At 61.1% G+C, this 20,477-nt stretch carries 16 protein-coding genes; 14 read left to right on the forward strand and 2 right to left on the reverse strand.

The genetic code is table 11. From position 1 onward, the window contains the following. Positions 1-9: 9 nt before the first annotated feature. The 12 genes from ACFIQF_RS02260 (at position 10) to ACFIQF_RS02315 (ending at position 12,540) form a co-directional block, all read left to right on the forward strand. Positions 10-462 carry a DNA polymerase III subunit chi gene (locus ACFIQF_RS02260; protein WP_393939687.1) on the forward strand — a complete coding sequence of 151 codons (453 nt, stop codon included), beginning with the start codon at positions 10-12 and terminating at the stop codon, positions 460-462. Then, on the forward strand, positions 455-1,294 hold the full coding sequence (locus ACFIQF_RS02265; RefSeq protein WP_393939689.1) for a hypothetical protein: 840 nt from the start codon (positions 455-457) through the stop codon (positions 1,292-1,294). The genes ACFIQF_RS02260 and ACFIQF_RS02265 overlap by 8 nt, the downstream gene beginning before the upstream one ends. A gap of 122 nt (positions 1,295-1,416) precedes the next feature. Beyond that, a complete protein-coding gene (locus tag ACFIQF_RS02270; protein WP_393939691.1) occupies positions 1,417-2,469 on the forward strand; it encodes a methionine ABC transporter ATP-binding protein in 1,053 nt (350 codons plus the stop codon). Between the two features lie 19 nt (positions 2,470-2,488). Beyond that, positions 2,489-3,154, forward strand: a complete 666-nt coding sequence (locus tag ACFIQF_RS02275; RefSeq protein WP_393939693.1) for a methionine ABC transporter permease — start codon at positions 2,489-2,491, stop codon at positions 3,152-3,154. 451 nt (positions 3,155-3,605) lie between these two features. Next, the gene (locus tag ACFIQF_RS02280; RefSeq protein ID WP_393939694.1) at positions 3,606-6,512 is read left to right on the forward strand and encodes an Ig-like domain-containing protein; all 2,907 of its coding nucleotides are present in this window, start codon (positions 3,606-3,608) and stop codon (positions 6,510-6,512) included. Between the two features lie 118 nt (positions 6,513-6,630). Next, positions 6,631-7,437 (forward strand): SapC family protein, encoded by an 807-nt coding sequence (locus ACFIQF_RS02285; RefSeq protein ID WP_393939696.1) that lies wholly within the window; start codon positions 6,631-6,633, stop codon positions 7,435-7,437. 137 nt (positions 7,438-7,574) lie between these two features. Then, on the forward strand, positions 7,575-8,066 hold the full coding sequence (locus tag ACFIQF_RS02290) for a hypothetical protein (protein ID WP_393939698.1): 492 nt from the start codon (positions 7,575-7,577) through the stop codon (positions 8,064-8,066). Positions 8,067-8,070: 4 nt separating this feature from the next. Continuing rightward, a complete protein-coding gene (locus ACFIQF_RS02295) occupies positions 8,071-8,709 on the forward strand; it encodes a GNAT family N-acetyltransferase (RefSeq protein ID WP_393939699.1) in 639 nt (212 codons plus the stop codon). 54 nt (positions 8,710-8,763) lie between these two features. Further along, positions 8,764-9,000 (forward strand): acyl carrier protein, encoded by a 237-nt coding sequence (locus ACFIQF_RS02300; protein WP_393939701.1) that lies wholly within the window; start codon positions 8,764-8,766, stop codon positions 8,998-9,000. 55 nt (positions 9,001-9,055) lie between these two features. Next, complete coding sequence (locus ACFIQF_RS02305) at positions 9,056-10,324, forward strand: cytochrome P450 (RefSeq protein WP_393939702.1); 1,269 nt, start codon at positions 9,056-9,058, stop codon at positions 10,322-10,324. Between the two features lie 145 nt (positions 10,325-10,469). Beyond that, positions 10,470-11,594 (forward strand): DUF6817 domain-containing protein, encoded by a 1,125-nt coding sequence (locus tag ACFIQF_RS02310; RefSeq protein WP_393939704.1) that lies wholly within the window; start codon positions 10,470-10,472, stop codon positions 11,592-11,594. Positions 11,595-11,742: 148 nt separating this feature from the next. Next, a complete protein-coding gene (locus ACFIQF_RS02315; protein WP_393939706.1) occupies positions 11,743-12,540 on the forward strand; it encodes a MetQ/NlpA family ABC transporter substrate-binding protein in 798 nt (265 codons plus the stop codon). 115 nt (positions 12,541-12,655) lie between these two features. Here the strand turns inward: ACFIQF_RS02315 and ACFIQF_RS02320 are convergent, their stop codons facing one another. Then, the gene (locus ACFIQF_RS02320) at positions 12,656-13,498 is read right to left on the reverse strand and encodes a PP2C family protein-serine/threonine phosphatase (RefSeq protein ID WP_393939708.1); all 843 of its coding nucleotides are present in this window, start codon (positions 13,496-13,498) and stop codon (positions 12,656-12,658) included. Positions 13,499-13,661: 163 nt separating this feature from the next. Between ACFIQF_RS02320 and ACFIQF_RS02325 the strand changes: the two genes are divergently transcribed. Then, the gene (locus ACFIQF_RS02325; protein WP_393939710.1) at positions 13,662-15,791 is read left to right on the forward strand and encodes an ATP-dependent DNA helicase; all 2,130 of its coding nucleotides are present in this window, start codon (positions 13,662-13,664) and stop codon (positions 15,789-15,791) included. Positions 15,792-15,849: 58 nt separating this feature from the next. Here the strand turns inward: ACFIQF_RS02325 and ACFIQF_RS02330 are convergent, their stop codons facing one another. Continuing rightward, positions 15,850-16,659 carry an outer membrane protein assembly factor BamD gene (locus tag ACFIQF_RS02330; RefSeq protein ID WP_393940013.1) on the reverse strand — a complete coding sequence of 270 codons (810 nt, stop codon included), beginning with the start codon at positions 16,657-16,659 and terminating at the stop codon, positions 15,850-15,852. 226 nt (positions 16,660-16,885) lie between these two features. Here ACFIQF_RS02330 and dnaE point away from each other — a divergent pair, with 226 nt between their 5' ends. Continuing rightward, entirely contained in the window at positions 16,886-20,428 is a 3,543-nt protein-coding gene (dnaE, locus tag ACFIQF_RS02335) for a DNA polymerase III subunit alpha (protein ID WP_393939711.1), read from the forward strand. Positions 20,429-20,477: the final 49 nt, after the last annotated feature.

Here is a 20,477-nt window from a genome sequence, read left to right on the forward strand (position 1 = left end):
GGGCCAAGCATGAGTGAATCGACTGCTGTCGCCTTCCACTTCAACGCCCCCAACAAGCTGGCTTACGCTTGCAAGTTGGCGCGCAAGCTGCAGCGCATGCAAATGCCTCTGGTGGTGCTGGCCGAGCCGGCTACCGTGGCCGAGCTGGACACTGCGCTGTGGTCGTTTGGTGGTGAGACGCAGTTCTTGGCGCACTGCACGCTGCAGGCCGAGCCTGCGGTGCTGCAGCGATCGCCCACCGTGCTGGCTGATGATCTGCCGCCGGCCTTGCCGCATACGCGTGTGCTGCTGAATCTGTCGAGCCAGATGCCGCCGGACTTTGCCCGCTTCGAGCGGGTGATTGAGGTGGTCAGCGCCGACGACGAGGCAGACCGCCAGCAGGCGCGCCAACGCTGGCGCGCCTACACCGCCCAAGGCTACGCGATTGAACGCCACGATCTGGTGATGAAGAGCGATGACTGAGCCCCGCACCCCACCCAAATTTGTGCCCACGCTGACCGAAGTGGCGGCGCAAGAGATGGAGCCGGTCTTTGACGACTCCCTGATGCCGCCTGCGCCCAGCGTGCAGGCACCGGCGCCAAAGCAGCTTGAGACAGAAAGCCGCGCTGAGTCCTTTCCGGCCAGCGAGCCTGCACCGATCGAGGTATTCCGTTTGCGCCGTGGCTTGGACAGTGCGGCGCTGGAGGCCATGCCCAGCGATGCGGAAATTGCCAGCCTGCCCACGTCCAGTGGTTGGGCGCAGGCCGTGCCGGAAAGCACGGCTCTGCCGCTGCGCGCTGCCGAGGAGCTGGACCCCAGGCAATTCCAGGTAGATACCGACCAACTGCCTGACCTGCCGCCGCCCGTGGTGCTGCCCGAGCCGATCGCACCAATCGCACCAATCACAAGCATTGCGCCGGTCACGCCAGTGGTTTCCCATGCACCAGCTGCGGTGGAGCAGGGCGTGCGTGCTCCGGCTTTGCACGTAGCGCCAGTAGAAGGCGCCAGCAGCGATGCTGCCATGCAAGCGGCCACGGCCAGTCTGGTGGCCAGTGCAGCTGCAACCGCACAAGCTTTGGAAGAGGCCATCACCCGCCGGGTGCTGCGCCGCGTGCAGGAAACACTGGACGAGCGCCTCACTTCCGCCGTGCTCAAGGTGGTAGAGCAGCAGACGGCGCTGTTACAGTCTTCGCTGCAACTCGAAATCGACACCAGCATCCGCGATGCCGTGGCCGCCGCCGTGCAGCAGGTGCTGCGTGCGGAGAGCGCGGAGCAGGCCGCTTCGAGCGCGGGTCAAAAAGACCTACTGAAATAACTGGCAGTTGTAACGAACTAAAATTTCATTCGTTGGTGGGTGCTGTCGCATCGCGTACAGTACCTCTATTCACGGTTTTCTCGAGCGCCCGGTGATGCAAGCCGGGCGCTTTCTTTATTCCCATGATTGAACTTCGGGGTATCACCCAAACCTATCCGGGCAAAAATGGCCCGGTACAGGCACTGCGCGGCATCGACCTGAGCATCGCTGCGGGCGAGGTGTTTGGCATCATCGGCCGCAGCGGCGCTGGCAAAAGCTCGCTGGTGCGCAATATCAACCTGTTGAATCGTCCCACCACGGGGCAGGTCATTGTCAATGGCCGCGATCTGACGGCCATGAAAGATGCCGAGCTGCGTGCCGCACGCCGCGAAATCGGCATGGTGTTCCAGCACTTCAACCTGCTGTCCTCGCGCACCGTGTTTGACAACGCCGCTCTGCCGCTGGAGCTGGCAGGCATTGACAAAGCGAGCATCAAAAAGCGGGTCGATCCGCTGCTCGATCTGGTGGGCCTCTCAGCCTTGAAAGACCGCTACCCGGCCCAGCTCTCGGGCGGCCAGAAGCAACGTGTCGGCATCGCCCGCGCTTTGGCGAGCGAACCCAAGGTGCTGTTGAGCGATGAGGCCACGTCGGCGCTCGACCCGGAAACCACCCGCTCAGTGTTGGCTCTGCTCAAACAGATCAACAAAGAGATGGGTCTTACTGTGGTGCTCATCACGCACCAGATGCAGGTAATCAAGCAAATTGCCGATCGTGTAGCCGTCATGGAAGCGGGCAAGGTGGTGGAAGAGGGCTCGGTGATCGACGTCTTCACCCGCCCCCAGCAACCCATCACCAAGAGCCTGATCGACGAGATCGTGCCACAAGAGCTGCCGGCCAGCGTGATTGAGCGTGTACGCACGCTCAACGACGCGCTCACCGCCGGCCACGGCAAGCTGCTGCGCCTGTCTTATGCGGGCAACCAGGCTTACCAGCCCATCCTCTCGCGCCTGATCCGCGACTTTGGTCTGGATGTCAGCATCCTTAATGGCCAGGTCGACGAAATCCAAGACCAGACCTTCGGCTTCCTGGCCGTCTACGCCAGCGGCGACCTGCAGCAACTGCAGGCGGCCATTGCTGCGCTGCGTGCCTCGGGCGTGCAGGTGCAAGAAGTCAATACGGCCGCGCAAGCCGCGTAACCCCGCTAAGAGCTAAACCATGTTTGAGAATTTTTCGGAAATGATGCTGGAGCTGTTTGCCACCTCGCTGTGGGAAACCATCATCATGGTGGGCGTCTCCGGCATTGCCGGCGCCCTGATCGGCGTGCCGCTGGGCGTGTTTTTGCGCCTGACGGACCATGGTGGTATTTTGCAAAACGGCCCCGCCAACAAGATCGTCGGCTGGATCGTCAATGCCGTGCGTTCCACACCGTTCATTATCTTGCTGGTGGCCATCATCCCTTTCACGCGCTTGATCACCGGCTCGTCCATCGGTACGGCCGCTGCCATCGTGCCGCTCACTTTGGCTGCAGCGCCCTTTATCGCCCGCCTGGTGGAAACCTCGCTGCGTGAAGTGGACAACGGCCTGATCGAAGCCGCGCAGGCCATGGGTGCCACCTCGTGGCAAATCGTCTGGAAAGTGCTGTTGCCCGAGGCGCTGCCCGGCATTGTGGCGGGCCTGACCATCAGCTTTGTCTCGCTGACCGGCTACTCGGCCATGGCAGGCGCCATCGGTGGCGGCGGCCTGGGCGACTTGGGTATCCGTTACGGCTACCAGCGCTTCTTGCCCGACATCATGCTGGCCGTGGTGGTGATCCTGATCATCTTTGTGCAATTGGTGCAAAGCCTGGGCGATTGGGCCGTGCGCCGCCTGAGCCACAAGTAAAGCACTCAAAGCTCCTCAAAAAAAGCCCGCCACTGAGATCAGTGGCGGGCTTTTTTGCTTTCGACAGTGGTGATCGAGGCGGGCAGCAGCCGGCGGGAGGAGCATTCTAAATGTCAAAAGTATTGAAAATCCATATCGATGATTCACACTTGATATTCATCAATAAACATCTAATACATTTTCTATATAAATAAGGGTTATCTATCTTTGGTCAGGCAGATGTACCTGGTCTGCCTTCCAACCCCTAGGAGAACTCCTCGTTTTGTCCTCATCTGCTCCCACCAAAAGCTCTGCCCGATTGCTTTCCTCGAATCCAACTCCGTTAACGGTGGCTTTGGCCCTGGCTTTTCCGCTCGTCTTGGGCGCGGCAGCGCCATCGGCGCAGGCCCAGAATTTTTGGACCGGCGCCAACGGCAACGATTTTTCGCAAGCAGGCAATTGGCAGGGGCCCTTGTCAACTTACGACTGGGTCAGCAACAGTTCGCTTGCCACGGACCCCAACATCATCAATGCCCCTGGTGACGGGCGCTTGGCGCCGGTTTGGGATAACTCGAATACGGTTCAGCTGGACAGCTACCTGGGCATAGGGTCTGGTGCAGGTGCACAAGGCGAGCTTGCCATGAAGGTGGACCTGTCTAGAGCCGAATTGCGCTCTTACATGGTCGACTTCGGCCAAACGCCCTATGGCTTGGTGGTGGGCGAAAAGCAGGGCAGGGGTACGCTGGCCATCACGGTCGACGGTAATATGCTGGGCGGTATTGCACACGAGCTTTATTTTGGTCTCAGCACCAGCAACGTGGCCGTCGGCCTGGAAGGCTCGGGTACCGTTGATCTGGTCGGCCAAGGAAAGCAAGGGGGATTTGGCAGGGAAGCAATTTGGCCGCTGGACCCCTTTATCGTTCCCAGAATGGCACCACAGCTGGCGGTGGGTGTGGGCGCAACCGGTCAGGGCACGGTCAACATCCAGCAAGCCCGGATGTCTTTCAGCCGAACCCCGTACCATGGTGGAGAGCAGCTTTGGCCTGTTGAGCCTGCGGTTTTGGTTGGGGACCAGGGCGGGCAAGGCGACATCCATGTGATGGGTGGGGGCAAACTGTCCGGCGGTAATGCCGAATATTACGAATACAAAGAGGACAACCCGCAGTTGCCCAGCGATCGCGTGGCCATTGGCCGCGGGGCGGGGAGCTCGGGCACCGTCAGTGTGGACGCCAGCAGTTTGCTGAGCTTCAGCCTGGGCACGCAAGTCGGTGTCCAAGGGGGAAGCGGTGCTATTGAGCTGATGGGCGTTGGCAAGTTTGACATGGGGCGTTATCAGCGCAGCTTCACGAGCGCTTGTACCCTGCCCTTGGAGGCTCGGCATGCCTTGAGCGTGGGTGTTACTGGCAAGGGGCGTGTGGCGATTAACGGCGCGTCCGGCGCTGCCCATATTTTGGGCCAAGGGTCACAGAACGAGTATTACTACGATCCGAACGATCCCTACGCCACCAGCTCATTGATCCAGGGTGTGGTGCTCAAGCGGCAGGACTTTGGCCGGATGCTGGTGGGTTCGCAAGGCGTGCTCACTGTTGCTGACCAGGGCGTGTTAGGGCTGGGTGCAGCCATTGCGGCGCAAGTGCTGGAATACGACCAACAAGGTAATCCCAGCGACAGAGTTCAAAAAAATCTGTTTTTCGACGGTTATGGCCAAGCCGACGTTCAGGGCGGCACCATTGTGCTGGGGCAGGAAGGTGTGGCTACAGCTGCAGGCAGCGTGCTGGCCGCCTCCGTGAACTTGAAGGATGCCGCCTCCAAGCTGGTGTTCAACCACACCGACAAGGTCACCTTTGCCGTTCCCTTGCAAGGGGCAGGTCGTATCGTACAGATGGCTGGCACTACCACGATTGACAATTTGGGCTGGGTACCTGATTTGTCCCAGGCGGTACTGGACCAGAACGGGAGCCTGCCGCAAGGCAGCACCTGGTCCCAGCTATGGGCTTTTGACCCCGTTTGCGGCCTGCCCGAGCTCCCCGGCGATCAGAGCGCATTTGCTGGTACGGTAGCCGTTGAGGGCGGTACCTTGCAGCTGCCCATCCCCAATCTGATGCCTGCGGCAAGCGCCTACGAGATCAATGCTGGTGCCAAATTGGTAATGGGCTCAACCCAGGAGCAGGCGCTGGGGAATGTCAACTTGCTGGCTGGTGGTGTGATCGACATGTCTGGGGTGGCTCAAGCCAGCAGCAAAAACGCCAGCCAGGAAGGCAGCACCACACGAGCCACGAACCCAGTACCTCTGCCCAGCGTGGCGGTGGCAGGTGACCTGCTCAAGGCCAAAGACTGGGCTGGTGGCGGCACCGTGCAGCTAGATACCGAGTTGGGCGACGATACCAGCCCCAGCGATTTGATCGAGGTGGCAGGCGACATCAGCGGCACCACCACGCTCAAGATCAACAACCTCAACGGGCAGGGCGGTAATACCGCCAATGGAATCCTGGTGGTCAAGGCCGCCAAGGCGAACGCGCCGCAGAGCTTCGTGCTGGATGGCGGCCGTGTCGTTGCCGGCACTACCAGCTATGTGTTGCAGCAAAAGGGCTTCAACTGGTATTTGCTCAAGAGCGATCCAGTGCTGACCACGTCCGACAGCGTGATCAGCCAGGGGGAAGCAGTGACGGTCGACGTGGTCGCCAACGATGCCACACAAAGCGGCAGCGCCGTGCAGCTGGACACCAGCTTTGCCCTGGAGCCGGACCCGTCCTCGGCTGGAACGGCGGCTTACGCCGATGGCAAGATTGTTTTCACGCCTGCGGCGGGTTTTGTGGGCCAGGTTCGCATCAGCTACCAGGCCAGATCGGCAAACGGCGAAACCGCCATAGGTGAGTTGCTGGTAGATGTGCAGAAAGCGCCTGTCACCGACAACCCGGTAAGCACGCAGCCAGACCAGGAGACGAGCCAAGGCGGTACAGTAACGATCGATGTACTGGCCAACGACACCACCGCTGATGGCACACCGCCCCAGCTCGATACGACATTTGCGCTGATACTGAGCGATCCTGCAGCAGGCACGGTGGGCTACGCTGGCGGCAAGATCGAATTCACCCCCAATGCCGGATATAGCGGAACCGTAGAAATCACTTACCAGGCCAGATCCGCGCAAGGACAGGTGGCTCTTGGCAAGGTGACGGTGACGGTCGACCGCCAAGGTGGTGGCGACGGCAACGGTGGTGGCGACGGCAACGGTGGTGGTGATGGCAACGGTGGTGGTGGCGGAGGCGGAACTGGCTCCGGCGAGCCGAAGCCCGTCCCCGTAGATGCCGGCTGGATGCTGGGCCTGTTGGGTGCCGCCTTGGCATGGCTGGGGCGCAAACGGCTGCCCAGCCGCTAAGCAGAGAAAGCCGGGCCAGCGGCCTCGGCAGGGCAGTGCCCTAAAACAGATGCAGAGCGAACGAAACCCATCGTTCGCTCTGCATCTACCCGTTTGAAACCCCATCTTGCATAGGAATATGGTCAACACACCAACGCTTCCTCCGGGCTACGCCGTCTTGGAGCCTTTGTCAGCGCAAGAGCACCTGGGCTGGGGCTTGCTGCCCGACCGTGGCTGTTACCCGCAGGCCCAAGGCATGAGTGCCGTCCCGTTGGCGGTCACCGAGTTCGCGGCCGCCATGTGGGAATACCCCATTGTTTTCAGTGGCCAGGGCGAGGCTGCAGTGCCCATTGCCATGACTTCTATCGCTATTGGCAACAACGTATTTGTCGACGCTCAGGGCCAATGGCAAGCCGGCTGCCATGTGCCAGGCTTGCTGCGTCGCTGGCCTTTTTGGATGAGCGTGGAGCAGGGCGAAGCATTTTTCTGGATCGACACCACGTCGTCCCGCCTCGTTCGCTTGGTGGACGATGCAGATGCCTTGCCTTTGTTTGACTATCTGGGAAATCCCAACGAAGCCTTGCGCCAGGTATTGCTGCAAATGCAACAGGCAGCGCGCGATGAGCACGCCACCCAAGCCTTCATGCAAGCACTGAGCACACACGGCTTGCTCAAGCCGGGCAAGCTGGAGCTGCCTTTGCCTGGCTACTCCAGATACCAACTGGACGGCTTTTACGTACTGGATGAAGCCAGATTCAACGCCTTGCCAGATGCCGTGTTGGCGCAATGGCTACGCAATGGCTGGGCTTCGTTGCTGGGCTTGCATTTGCAGTCGATGCAACGCAACTGGGGCCGTTTGCAGCACATGCATTTTCAACGCCATGCGGCCGCTGTTGCTCGGCAAAAGTCTGACGGGGCACCAAGCGCTGAGAGAGGTGCTCAATGAAGGGGAGGCCGTTCTCCATCCAACTGACAACAGCAGCTGATGTCCGCGCAGAGCAGCGTCCCCGTGCTGTCGATCTGCAAGCCAATGGGCTGTGGCTGCGATCCGTGCGCGGCGAAGATGTCGATAACCCGCAGTTCATGCAAGTCTTGGAACAGCAGCCCCGAGACAACTACCTGATTCGCGCGGATGAGAGACTGAACGCGGAGTATTTGCGCCAGCATCTGCACCTGTTCGACGAGCAAAGCGCCTACCTGCTCTCGGTCACCGACGCCACCAGCCAGGCTTTGTTGGCACTGCTACGGCTGCAAGTCAGCGGTTTGCACCAGGTGGCGCATCTGGTTCTGGTCTTTCGCATGTCCGAAGCGGCTTATACGGATTTGTTGCAGCGCTGTATTCCAGCACTTGCCCATGTGCTGTTCGAGAAAAAAGGCGTTGCCAAACTGAGCATGCACGTGTCCGAGCTGCAAGCGCCATTGGTTCGTGCCTTGGCAGCAAGTGCTGTTTTTGAATTGGAAGGCACGCTCAAGCGTGAGTACCGAGGTGCCGACGGGCAGCGCCATGACGTCTTGGTGTACGGCTTGCTGAACCCGAAAAACGCATTGAACACCGCCGGTAGTGGAGCTTTGTGAAGCCATGACAGATACGAGCCTTCACCCCACGCCCAACCAAGCGGGCCTTGCCCATGGCCGCGGTCAGCCGTTCCACGTTGAAACGCCGCACTACGTGATTCGCAGCCTGCAAGCTGTCGACATGACCGAAGAAGTGGTGGCCTGGTTCAACAACCCGGCCATGCTGGCGGGCCTGAACCTGCAAGCCCTGAACTTTTCGCTGGACGGGCTGCGTGCCTTTATTGCCAGTTTTGACAACCGGGAAAACTATTTTCTGGGCATCTTCGAGCGCGAGACGGGCCAACTGCTGGGCTTCTACAACTTTGCCATGAACCTGCAGCACCAGACCGGCACGCTCAATCTGGGCATCTTGCCCGAGCTGAAAATCGGCGGCCCCATCTTGTGGCCCACGGTGGAGGTGGTGCTCGAAGAGTTTTTTCAGCACCGCAATGTAGAAAAAATCAAAGGCATGGTGCTTGGCTCCAACCGCCGCATGCTGTTCACCTTGTTGATGAACAAGCACTTTGTACACGAGCTGACACTGAAACAAGAATGCCAGGGTATTGACGGCAAGCGCCATGATCTGTTGGTGTTCTCCTGCTTCAAAGACGCATCGACACGGCCTCAACCCGTCAACCCCATGCCGAGCTTTATCAAGCGATAACCGGCATGCACCGCCTGCACCAGCCCATGGCCCAGGCATTTTGGAAAGCATCCCATGGATCCCCGTTTTGAAAAAATCCGCAGCATTGTTGCTGAGGTTCTGCAAACCGACAGTGCGCGCATTGCCGAGGACACGCCTTTGCTGGAGCTGCCCAATATCGACAGCCTGAGCTTTGAAATGATCATTGTCAGTCTGGAGATGGAATCCGGGCGCGATATTGCGCCGACCGAACTCTTGAGTCTGCAAAAAGCGGGCGATCTGGCTCGCTTTCTTCCGGCGCCATTGGGTTGATGCGCGACAACAGTGCTAAGGTCGATGCAGGCCAATGCCGGCTGGAGGGGGGCAGATGCAACAGTTGAAATCAGGCTCGGATTGCTGTGCCTATGTTTATGAACAAGCTCGGACAGCGCCCGGGCGCAATTCGGTATTGGATTCAGATGGCCAAAGGGTGCTGGTTATTCAGAACTGGCAAGACGCGGATCGCATCATGCGCGTCAACATGGCCAACTACCCCAAAAACCTGCGCTGGCTGGAGCAGATTGCGGGTAGCTCGCGGGTGACGGAAGAGGGTCAGGCCTGGCGTTTTCGCCGCAGCCTGTCTCAAGCGGCGTTCAGCAGATACGATGAGCACAAGGCAGCTACAGTTAGCGCGCGGCATGCACAAAACATTGCGCAGGCACTGGCTCGCTCGGCCAGCGCGGTGCTGGATGAGCAACTGATCCACCGGGAAGTGTTTGCCATTTTCACCGAGATGTTTCTGGAGCTGGATGCCCAAGACATCCCCATGCACCACCGCAGCGCCACCCAATTGGTGGAATGGGCTTCGCAATACGCATTTGTCACCGCCAAACCCACAGCGGGCCGGTTCTCACGTGAGCAATTGCGAGATATCTTGCAGCTGAAAAACGCCACTACAGAAGCTTTGCAGTGCCTGCGCAGCCAACCGCAGCCTGCCCCCATGTTGGCGAAAATGCTGGAGGCTGAGCAGCACGAAGCAGAAAACTTCCGCATGGAAAGAGAAATCGTCACCTTGATGGGCGCTGGCACGGACACCGTGACCTATTCCATAGGCTGGGCTTTGTATTTGCTGGCGCAAAACCCCAAGCTGCAAGAGCGCTTGCATGCAGCAATCGCGCAGATCTACGCCGAACACAGTGATGTGGTGGCGCGCCAGCAAGCCTTGGGCGCGTGTCCGGAGCTGAAATATTTTCTGTCCGAGCTGCTGCGCATCTACCCGCCAGTGCCATTTGTCACTCGCAGAGCGCAGGCTTCGGACCAGCTGTCTGATCTGCAGGTGCAAGCGGACGATGCGGTCGTGGTTTCGCTGGTCGGGATCAACGAGAAAACCCGAGATCGCGCCAATCCATGGCTCCCGGATATTGATGCAGCACGCCAAGAGGGCCACGGTCCAGGCACCAGCACGCACACCAGCTTTATCTGGGGGCCACGGGTCTGTGCTGGCCGCAACTTCGCCATGCTGGAGCTGGGCGTGGTGTTGGCAGAACTGGTGCAGCAACTCCGGTTCGAGGTTTCCGAGCCTGCAGCCATTGAGCTGGAATGGGTGGGACAGATGCGGCGCAAAGGCGGGCACCGCATACGCGTGGGTATACGCTAACCAGCCAGGCCAGTTGCTGCGCCAACGGCGCTTCAGCAGTTGCCTTGCTGGGTTTCGGCACCAGAGAAACTGTCACCCAGGCTAGCAATCGCCGCTTGCACTCTGCCTACAATGCGCCTCAAGCACTACAACAACGGAGACGCACATGAACGCCGCTTTGCCATCGACTGCGCCTGCTTGCGCAGGCTTGCCCTTGCACCGCCTCGACCCAGAGCAATGGCTGCGCGCCAAGCCCTTGCTGGACGACAACTGGATTCAGGCCGAGCCGCGCCTGGCCGCCGCTTTGCCGGTGGTGCTGGCGCGCGATGTGGGCCTGGATTGGCACAAGGCCGGCACCTTTCGCCACCATTTGCTGGGCGTCACGCGCACGTTGCAGCTGTGGCAGCAGCCCGAAGAAGTCAAACTGCTTGGCCTGCTGCACAGCGTGTATGGCAATGCCTTCGTTGATCTGGTGAAGTTTGACGTCAACAGCGAGCGCAGCAAGCTCGCCGCCTTGGTGGGCGAAAAGGCCGAACAACTGGTGTTTGAGTTCTGCACCTTGTCGCGCGCGCAGTTTGTGCAAAAAGTGCTGGCCGGCCAGATCGAGGGCAACGGCACGGTGGTGCTCGACCACAAAGGTGCGCAGCGTGTGGTGGATGCGTACACGGTGGCAGCCTTCATCATCGTCAGCATGGCCGACACCATGGAGCAGTGGTTCAGCTGGCAAGACGACATCTTCTCCAGTTTTCCGCAGGTGCCGCAGCGCTCGCAAAAAGCGCACTGGATGGCATCGCTCTGGCCCGGCCCGATGCGCCCCAGCGGCCGCATGCTTTCCCAAATCGCCAGTCTCGGCCTGGCTTTGCAGCACCCGGCATTGAAGGGCTTGCTGCCCATGCCGCCCGTATTTGCCCAGTGCTCGCAAGGGCTGAGCGCCAGCGCCGATGCGGCGGCAGCTTCGCTGTATTGGTCGGTCATTCAGCAAGACCAACCGCTGACGGATCTGGATGTGGCTACCGGCGTGCTGGAGCAGGCCGTGCGTCTGAATCCTTGGGTGGGCGAGCCGCAAATGGTCTTGGCCCAGCTGTATTTGAGCGCCGGGCGCGATGCCGAGGCGCTGGCTGCCGCTGAGAGCGCCTTGCAGTGCTTCAGCGAATGGGGCAACGCCTGGGACAAGCGTGTGCAGTGGGACGCTTGGGTGGCCTGGACGCGCATTCTGCAGCAGCACGCCCGCAACGGCAACTGGCCCGAGCGCCTGGACAAGCTCAACAATGTGGCGCTCAAGCCCGAATAGCCCAGCTAGCCAAGCGCTGCCTCCGTTGCCGCACTACTGATAGCTGCACCTACCGCAGCAAACCTGTCTAAGCAAATCTCCAATCTGTCTTTGTTGCAGCGCAAAAACTTGGTTACAGTGCTGGCATCGTATTTGAAAGGGTTTGCAAGTGCAAAAACGGAGTTTGCTGCAATCGGTGCTGGCTTTGGCGCTGGCCGCGGGTCTGACGGGCGCGGCAGTCGCGCAGGACAAGGAAATCAAGATCGGCGTCACCGCCGGCCCCCATGGCCAGATCATGGAGCAGGTCAAGAAGATCGCCGAGAAGGATGGCTTGAAGATCAAGGTCATCGAGTTCAGTGACTACGTCCAGCCCAATGCGGCCCTGCAATCGGGTGAGCTCGATGCCAACAGCTACCAGCACAAGCCTTATCTGGACGCCCAGATCAAGGACCGTGGCTACAAGTTCGTGGTGGCGGCTGATACGGTGAATTTCCCGATCGGCATCTACTCCAAGAAGATCAAGAACCTGGCGGAGCTTAAGAGCGGCGCCCGCTTTGGCCTGCCCAACGACCCCACCAATGGTGGCCGCGTGCTCCTGCTGCTGCAGGCCCAAGGCCTCATCAAAATCAAGGAAAGCGCCGGCCTGAAAGCCACGCCGCTGGACGTGATCGAGAACCCCAAAAAGCTGAAGTTCGTCGAGCTGGACGCTGCCCAACTGGCCCGTTCGCTGGACGATCTGGACGCCGCCGCCATCAACACCAACTTCGCCATCTCGGCCGGCCTGAGCCCCAAGACCGACTCCATCGCCTTGGAAAGCGCCAAGAACCCGTACGTGAACATCTTGGTGGTGCGTGAGGCCGACAAGAACCAACCTTGGGTGGGCAAGCTGGTCAAGGCCTACCACAGCGAAGAAATCCGCCAGTTCATCGACACCCAGTTCAAGGGCTCGGTGGCGCCGGGTTTCTAAGCCGCTCCAAAGCTGAAAGCACCAGCGCCAACAGTCGCTGGCCCGCGCAAATGAACAAAAGCCTCGCAGCTAATGGTTGCGAGGCTTTTGTTTTTAGGGGCGGAACACTTGAGGCTCAGGGCACCGCTGGCACATCGCCACTGGCAGCGCTGGGCGCCTTGCTGCGCCTTTTGCTGGCGCTGGCTTTTTCGGGCTTGTCGGTGGGAATGGGCTCGATCTTGACGATGGCCAGCGACATGTTGTCGCCCGTGCCAGTAGCACGCATGCCGGCGCGCTCGATCAAAAACTGGCTGGCCTCGCGCGGCGAGAGCAGGCGGGTGATGGACGAGAGCTCTTCAGGCGCAAAGTAGTGCCAGATGCCGTCGCTGCAGGCCATCAGCACATCGCCTTGCTTGAGCACCGGAATGCGGTGGTGGATGAGCGGCGGGTCTTCCGAGGTGCCCAGGCAGCTGAGCAAAATATTTGATTGCGGGTGGTAACGGGCTTCTTCCAGCGTCAGCTCGCCTTTGTCGACCAGGGTCTGCACATAGGAGTGATCGCTGGTCTGGAACAGCAGCTTGCCTTCGCGAAAATGGTAGATGCGCGAATCGCCCGCATGGATCCAGGCACAAGTGCCATTGGGCATGATGACAAAGGCTGCGATGGTGCTGTGCGGCTCTTGCTCGGCCGAGATGGCCACCAGGCGGATCAGCAGGTGCGCTTCACGCAAAATGCTGTCGAGCATGGCTTCGGCGCTGTCCGTTTCGGGCGAGAAGCGCTCAAAAACCTGTTTGGCCGTCAGCACCACCTGGTCCGAAGCTGCGCGGCCGCCGCTGCGGCCGCCCATGCCGTCGGCCACCACGGCCAGCACACAACCCTTGACTCGTGGGTGGGCCAGCAGGATGACCTGGTCTTGCTGGTAAGGGCGATCGCCCTTGTGCAAGCCCGTGGCGGCGGACAGACGGTAACTGGTGCTCATGCGCTAAAAACCTATTATTTATGAGGTTGGTTGTCATCATAGAGCAGATCAAGCTGCAGTTACATGTTCCGCACTGCCGCCGGCCGGCTTTTGATGTTTGTACGCCATGGTTGGGGGTACTGCGGCCTGGCACAGGCCTGCCTCGCGCTAGACTGGCGAGCCCATGCCGACCTGCCTTGCCACCACTCACAGCGCCACACTGCAATTGCGGGCGCAACAGCAGCGCATGGTGCAGGCCATCAGCGCCGCTTGGCAGGCTGGCGAGCCGATGGCGGTGGAAGCGCCCACCGGCACCGGCAAAACCTACGCCTACCTTTTGGCTGCCTTGGAGCGCAATGAGCGCTTTGTCGTCAGCACTGCCACGCGGGCATTGCAGGACCAGTTGGTCGACAAGGACATCCCTGCGCTGCTTGGCCATTTGCAAATGCAGCGGCGGGTGGCTGTGCTCAAAGGGCGCGAGAACTACCTGTGTCTGCACGGGTTGAACCAGGCCGTGCAAAGCCAGCAACAGCCGGCACATGCACAGGCTTTACAACAGGTGGCGCGCTGGGCGCAAAGCACGCGCAGCGGCGATTTGGCCGAGTTGGACGATGTGCGCGCCTTGCCCGCCTTGCTGCCGCAAGTCACTGCCAGCCACAGCGAATGCCTTGGCCAGCGCTGCACGCATTTTGACGCCTGCTTTTCCAACCGGGCGAGGGCGGCTGCGGCGCGCGCTGATGTGCTGGTGATCAACCACCACCTGTTTTTCAGCGAGTTGCGGCACCGCCAGATGCTGGGCGATGCGCACGGCTTTGTGCCGCTGGCCGCCACCGTCATCATGGACGAGGCGCACCAGCTGCAACCCATTGGCCTGAAAGTGCTGGCCAAGGGCTTGAACGCGGCCGATATTCAGCAATACCTGCAAACCGTGGCGCAGCAAAGCGAGCGCCATGCCCGTGGCTATGCGCCATGGCCTGCGCTTCTGGCCGCTTGCGACCAGGCTTTGGCGCACTGGCTCGATGCCAGTTTGGCCAGCATGGCAGAGGATTCTGCAAGCGAGAGTGCGGCGCTCGGCGCTCGCAGCGCTTTGGTTGGCTTGCACAACCGTTTGTCAGCCTTGGTAGCGGCTTTGCAGGCCGTGGCAGACAGTGCGGCGAGCCTGGCGCAGTTGGTCGAGCAGGGCTTGAGCCTGCTTACCCGCTTGCGCCAATGGGGCAGTGCGCCTGCGCCTGGCCTGGTGCGTTGGTGGGACACCTCAACCATGGCGCCGCTGGGCGCTGGTCAAGCCCTGGCGCAAAGCCGCTGGCTGCGCCAGGGGTTCCGTGAATCTCCGCTGTGGCTGTGGCAAGCATTGGCTGACTTGCGGCCGGGTGTACAAGCTGCCACCTGGCTGGCTCCGCAGGACTCGCCCGATGTCGAGCCCGGTGAGTGGGACCCAAGCCATGCTCGACCGCGCCGCTGGCTGTTTACCTCGGCCACCTTGGGGCAGGATGCGGAGCTGTCCTGGTTCACCCAAGGTCTGGGTTTACAGGCTTTGCCGGAAGCAGACGCCGTAGTCGCCAGCCCGGAAACTGACGGGCCCGGCCGCCCAGGCGTACGCTGCTTGCGCTTGGACCAAGCTCTGGATTGGGCGGTGCAGGCAGCACTCGTCGTGCCCCAGCAATTGCCTGCAGCGGACGCGCCGCACGCCACGCGGGCCCAGGCTTTGGTGGTTTGGTTACTGCCGCATATTCTCAGTTTGGGCGGGCGCTGCATGCTGCTGTGCACGTCGAACGCCGCCATGCAAGCCTTGGCAGAGGCCTTGCGCCGCGCATTGGCCAACCACGCCATCGACGTGCTGGCTCAAGGCGAAGCTCCCAAGCGCTTGCTTTTGCAACGCATGCGGTCTGCGGTGGCCAGCCAGCGCGGCCAGGTGCTGGTTGGCACCATGGCTTTGTGGGAAGGCGTGGATTTGCCGGGCAATGCACTGCAGCTGCTGGTGATCGACAAACTTCCTTTCCCGCCGCGCCACGACGCCTTGCATACCGCCCGTGCTGCCGCCATGCAAGATGCGGGTGAAGACGGTTTTCTGGCCTACACCTTGCCGCAAACCGCCATGCAACTGCGCCAGGGCGTCGGGCGTTTGCTGCGCTCCTTCAGCGACCGTGGCCTGGTAGTGATTGCCGACGAGCGCCTGCGCACCCGCAACTACGGCGCCTACCTGCAAGCAGCCTTGCCCGCCATGCCTGAGCTGCAAGACGATGATGTCGCCGCTTATGTGGCAGCTTTGAAGCTGGCACCGGGCGTGTCAGATGATGAGGACTGGCTCGTTTAGCCCAATAAAAAAGCTGCCAACGCGGGCAGCTTTTATGAGGAAAGTGGTTGGCCGGTGCTTACCAGATCTTCCACCAGGGCTTGTCTTCTTTGCGGAAGCCGCTGCTCAGCAAAGTGGTGTTGGGGTAGCTGGCTTGCAGCACGCGGCGCGTGTCGGCGGCCATGTCGGTCATGTTCAGGCGCTCGTATGACAGCATCAGGATGTAGAGCGCGTCTTCTTGCGCGGGCACTTCCTTGTAATCGGTCAGCGCGGTTTGGGCGCGGTTGATGGCGGCCACATAGGCGCCGCGCTCGTAGTAATAGCGGGCTACGTGTACTTCGTACTGCGCCAGCGAGTTGACGATGTAGCGCATGCGCTTTTCAGCGTCGGGCGTGTATTTCGACTCGGGAAAGCGGGTGACCAGCTCGCGGAAGGATTCGAAAGACTCTTTGGCCGCCTTCTGGTCGCGCTCGGACAGATCTTGGCGGCTCACAAAGGAGAACAGGCCCAGGTTTTCGTTGAAGTTGACCAGACCTTTGAGGTAGAGCGCGTAATCCACACCCTCGCTGGCCGGGTGCAGCTTGACGAAGCGGTCGAGCGTGGCAATGGCCTGGGCTTTTTCGCCGCTCTTGTACTGGGCGTAGGCTTTTTCCAGCTGCGCTTGCTGGGCCAGAGCGGTGCCAGCGGCACGGCCTTCGAGCTTTTCGTACAGCGGCACGGCCTTGTCGAAGGAGCCGGTTGAGGCTTCGTCGCGGGCTTCCGTGTAGATTTTGTTCGGGCTCCAGCCGACGGTGGGGTCCACATCGGTGGACGAGCAGCCAGCCAGCAACAAGGCAGACGCCAGGGAGGAGGCGGCGGCAAGCTTCGGTGTTCGGTGCGCAAACAGCATTTTTGGCTTAAAACCCATGGACAGAAAGCAGAAAAAAGCGCGCAGCTCCCAAAGTTGCCGCGCAGCAGGGCAGCAGCTCGCGCCACCCGAATCCGGCCCATTGTAATAGGCTGGGCAATCCAATCTGAGCGAGCGGGCTAGTGCGCTGCTCCATTGCGTAACAAAGCAGGGCTGGCAGGGCTTTGTTTGCAGTGGAGGGCCGCCAGCTTTCCTACAATGCGGGGATATGTTCGTCCACCTACGCATCCACTCCGAATTCTCGATCATCGACAGCACCAACCGCATTGGTGACCTGGTCAAGTTTGCCGCCGCTGACGGCCAGCCGGCCATGGCGCTGACCGATCTGAACAGCCTGTTCGGCGGCATCAAGTTCTACAAGAGCGCGCGCGGTGCCGGGGTCAAGCCGATCCTGGGGGCAGAGCTGGTGATGGAGCCGGAGGTGTCGGGCGGGCCTACTTCGCGCATCATCGTGCTGATCCAGAGCCAGCAGGGCTACCTGAGCCTGGCGGAGATTTTGGCGCGCATGTGGACGGCCGACAATATCAAGGGCGCGCAGTGCAGCTGGGCCTGGTTGCAAGAGCTGTCCGATGGTTTGATTGCGCTGTCTGGCGCGCAAGCCGGCCCGGTGGGCCAAGCCTTGCTGCGCGGCGACGAAATGGCGGCCCGCACTAGCGCCTTGCGCCTGGCGAGCTTGTTTCCGCACCGCTTTTACATCGAGTTGCAGCGTGCCGGCCGCTCGGACGACGAAACCCACGTCAGCGCAGCCGTAGCGCTGGCGGCCAACCTCAAGCTGCCCGTGGTGGCCACGCACCCGGTGCAGTTCAACAAGCCGAGCGATTTTGAATCGCACGAAGCGCGGGTCTGCATTGCCGAGGGTGAAACCCTGGGCAACAAAAAGCGCATCAAGCGCTTCACGCAAGACCAGTACCTGAAATCGGCCGCCGAAATGGAGGCGCTGTTTGCCGATGTGCCCAGCGCCCTGAGCAATACGGTGGAGATCGCCAAGCGCTGCAGCGTGACGCTGAAGCTGGGCACCCACTTTTTGCCCGATTTCCCCACGCCCAACGGCATGCCGATTGCCGAGTATTTCCGCCACGCTTCGTACGAGGGCCTGGAAGAGCGCCTGGTGCTGCTGTTCCCCAATGTGGCCAAGCGCGATGTGGAGCGCCCCAAATATGTGGAGCGGCTGGAGTTTGAGCTGGGCATCATCTTGAAGATGGATTTCCCCGGTTACTTCCTGATCGTGGCGGACTTCATCAACTGGGCCAAGAACAACGGCTGCCCGGTGGGGCCGGGCCGGGGCTCGGGCGCTGGCTCGCTGGTGGCGTATGCGCTGAAAATTACCGACCTGGACCCCATCCACTACAACCTGCTGTTCGAGCGCTTTCTGAACCCCGAGCGCGTGTCGATGCCCGACTTTGACGTGGACTTTTGCCAGGCCAACCGCGACCGCGTGATCGACTACGTGAAAGACCGTTACGGCCGCAACGCCGTGAGCCAGATCGCCACCTTCGGCACGATGGCTTCGCGCGCGGCCATTCGCGACGTGGGCCGCGTGCTCGACATGAGTTACACCTTCTGCGATGGCATCTCCAAGCTGATCCCGAACAAGCCGGGCCTGCACGTCACGCTCAAATACCCGCCCAACCCGCCCAAGGAAGGCGACAAGTACACCTACGCCATCAAGGAAGAGCCGGTGCTGGCCGAGCGCATCGAGAAGGAAGAGGACGTCAAAACCCTGATCGAGATGGCGCAAAAGCTCGAAGGCATGACCCGCAACATCGGCATGCACGCTGGTGGCGTGGTGATCGCGCCGGGCAAGCTGACCGATTTTTGCCCGCTCTACCAGCAGCCAGGCAGCACCTCGGCCGTGGCCATGTACGACAAGGACGATGTGGAAGCCGTCGGCCTGGTGAAGTTCGACTTTCTGGGCCTGGCCACGCTCACTATTCTGGAGATTGCGCGCGAATTCATCATGAAGCGCCACAAGGGCCAGGAGAACTTCAAGTTTGAAGAGATTCCGCTCGACGACTACCCCACCTACAAGCTGTTCCAGGAGGGCAAGACCGAAGCCGTCTTCCAGTTTGAATCGCGCGGCATGCAGCAGATGCTCAAGGAAGCCAAGCCTTCGCGCCTGGAAGACCTGATCGCTCTGAACGCCTTGTACCGCCCCGGCCCGATGGACCTGATCCCGAGCTTTATCGAGCGCAAGCACGGGCGCGAGAAGATCGAGTACCCGCACCCGCTGGTGGAAAAGGTGCTGGCCGAAACCTACGGCATCATGGTTTACCAGGAGCAGGTGATGCAGACCGCCCAGGTGCTGGGCGGCTACAGCCTGGGCGGCGCCGACATGCTGCGCCGCGCCATGGGCAAGAAGAAGGTGGAGGAGATGGTCAAGCACCGCGCCACCTTCTGCGAGGGCGCGGCCAAGCAGGGCATTGATCCGGAAAAGGCCGGCGAAGTGTTCGACCTGATGGAGAAGTTCGCCGGCTACGGCTTCAACAAGTCGCACGCTGCCGCTTACTCGCTGCTGGCCTACCACACCGGCTGGCTCAAGGTGCACTACACGGCAGAGTTCTACTGCGGCAACATGACCGTGGAAATGGACAACACCGACAAGCTCAAGGTCTTGCACGAAGACGCCTTGCGCATGGGCATGACTTTCGAGATGCCGGATGTGAACCGCGGCCACCACCGTTTTGAGCCGGTGACCGACAAAGTCATCCGCTACGGCCTGGGCGCCATCAAAGGCACGGGCCAGGCCGCCATCGAGGCGATTGTGGCTGCGCGTGAGGGCGTGGGCACCGGCCCGCAGGGCGACACCAAAGGCCCGTTCAAGAGCCTGTTCGATTTCTGCCTGCGCGTGGACCGCAGCAAGCTCAACAAGCGCACGGTGGAAGCGCTGATCAAGGGCGGCGCATTTGACAACATCAACCTCAATCGCCGCTCGCTGCTGGAGACGATTGATGTGGCCTTCGAGTTTGCCGCCACCACGCACGCCAACGCCAACCAGGGCGGATTGTTCGACATGATGGGCGACGACGCCGTGGGCTCCAGCACGCAGGAGCCACCGATGGCCGATGTGCTGCCCTGGGGCGTGAAAGAGCGCCTGGTGCAGGAGAAAACCGCCATCGGCTTCTACCTCTCCGGCCATTTGTTCGACGAGGTGGAGTTGGAAGTGCGCCAGTTTGTGCGCACTCCTATTGCCAACTTGCGCGACAGCCGCGAGCCGCAGACGGTAGCCGGCATTGTGAGCGAGATGCGCGTCATCAACGGCCAGCGCGGCAAGCTGGTGCTGTTCAAGATTGACGACAAATCGGCCGCCATCGAGGCCTCGGTGGACGAGGCCACCTGGAACCGCCACAAAGAGCAGCTCAAGGACGACGAGTTCGTCATCCTGAGCGCCCGCGTCGGGCTCGACCGTTTCAGCGGCGGCCTGCGCGCCAAGGCGCAGCATGTCTGGGGCCTGGCCGATGCGCGGGCCCGTTTTGGCCGCTATCTGCTTGTCAACACCGACCGCCACCAGCCCGATGTTGCGCGCTTGCTGCAGGAGTTTCCCCCGATGGAAGAGCAAACCGAAGAGGGCGTATTGCGCCATGGCCTCAAGGTGCGCCTGGGCGTGGTCTGCAAAGGCCCGGACAGCCGCGCTGGCGTAGAGCTGAACCTGGGCGAGGCGGCGCGCTTCTTCCCCAGTGACCAGGCGCTGGCCGCCTGGTCGCAGGAAGCGGGCCACGATGCTATCAAAATTGTTTACGAAAGCATGGCCTGACAGCGACCATACTGGTGGTGCGGGCGCTGGTGGCGAGAGCCATTGAAGT

Origin of the sequence: Comamonas trifloxystrobinivorans (genome assembly GCF_043359985.1) — a bacterium.
GTDB lineage: Bacteria > Pseudomonadota > Gammaproteobacteria > Burkholderiales > Burkholderiaceae_C > Comamonas > Comamonas trifloxystrobinivorans.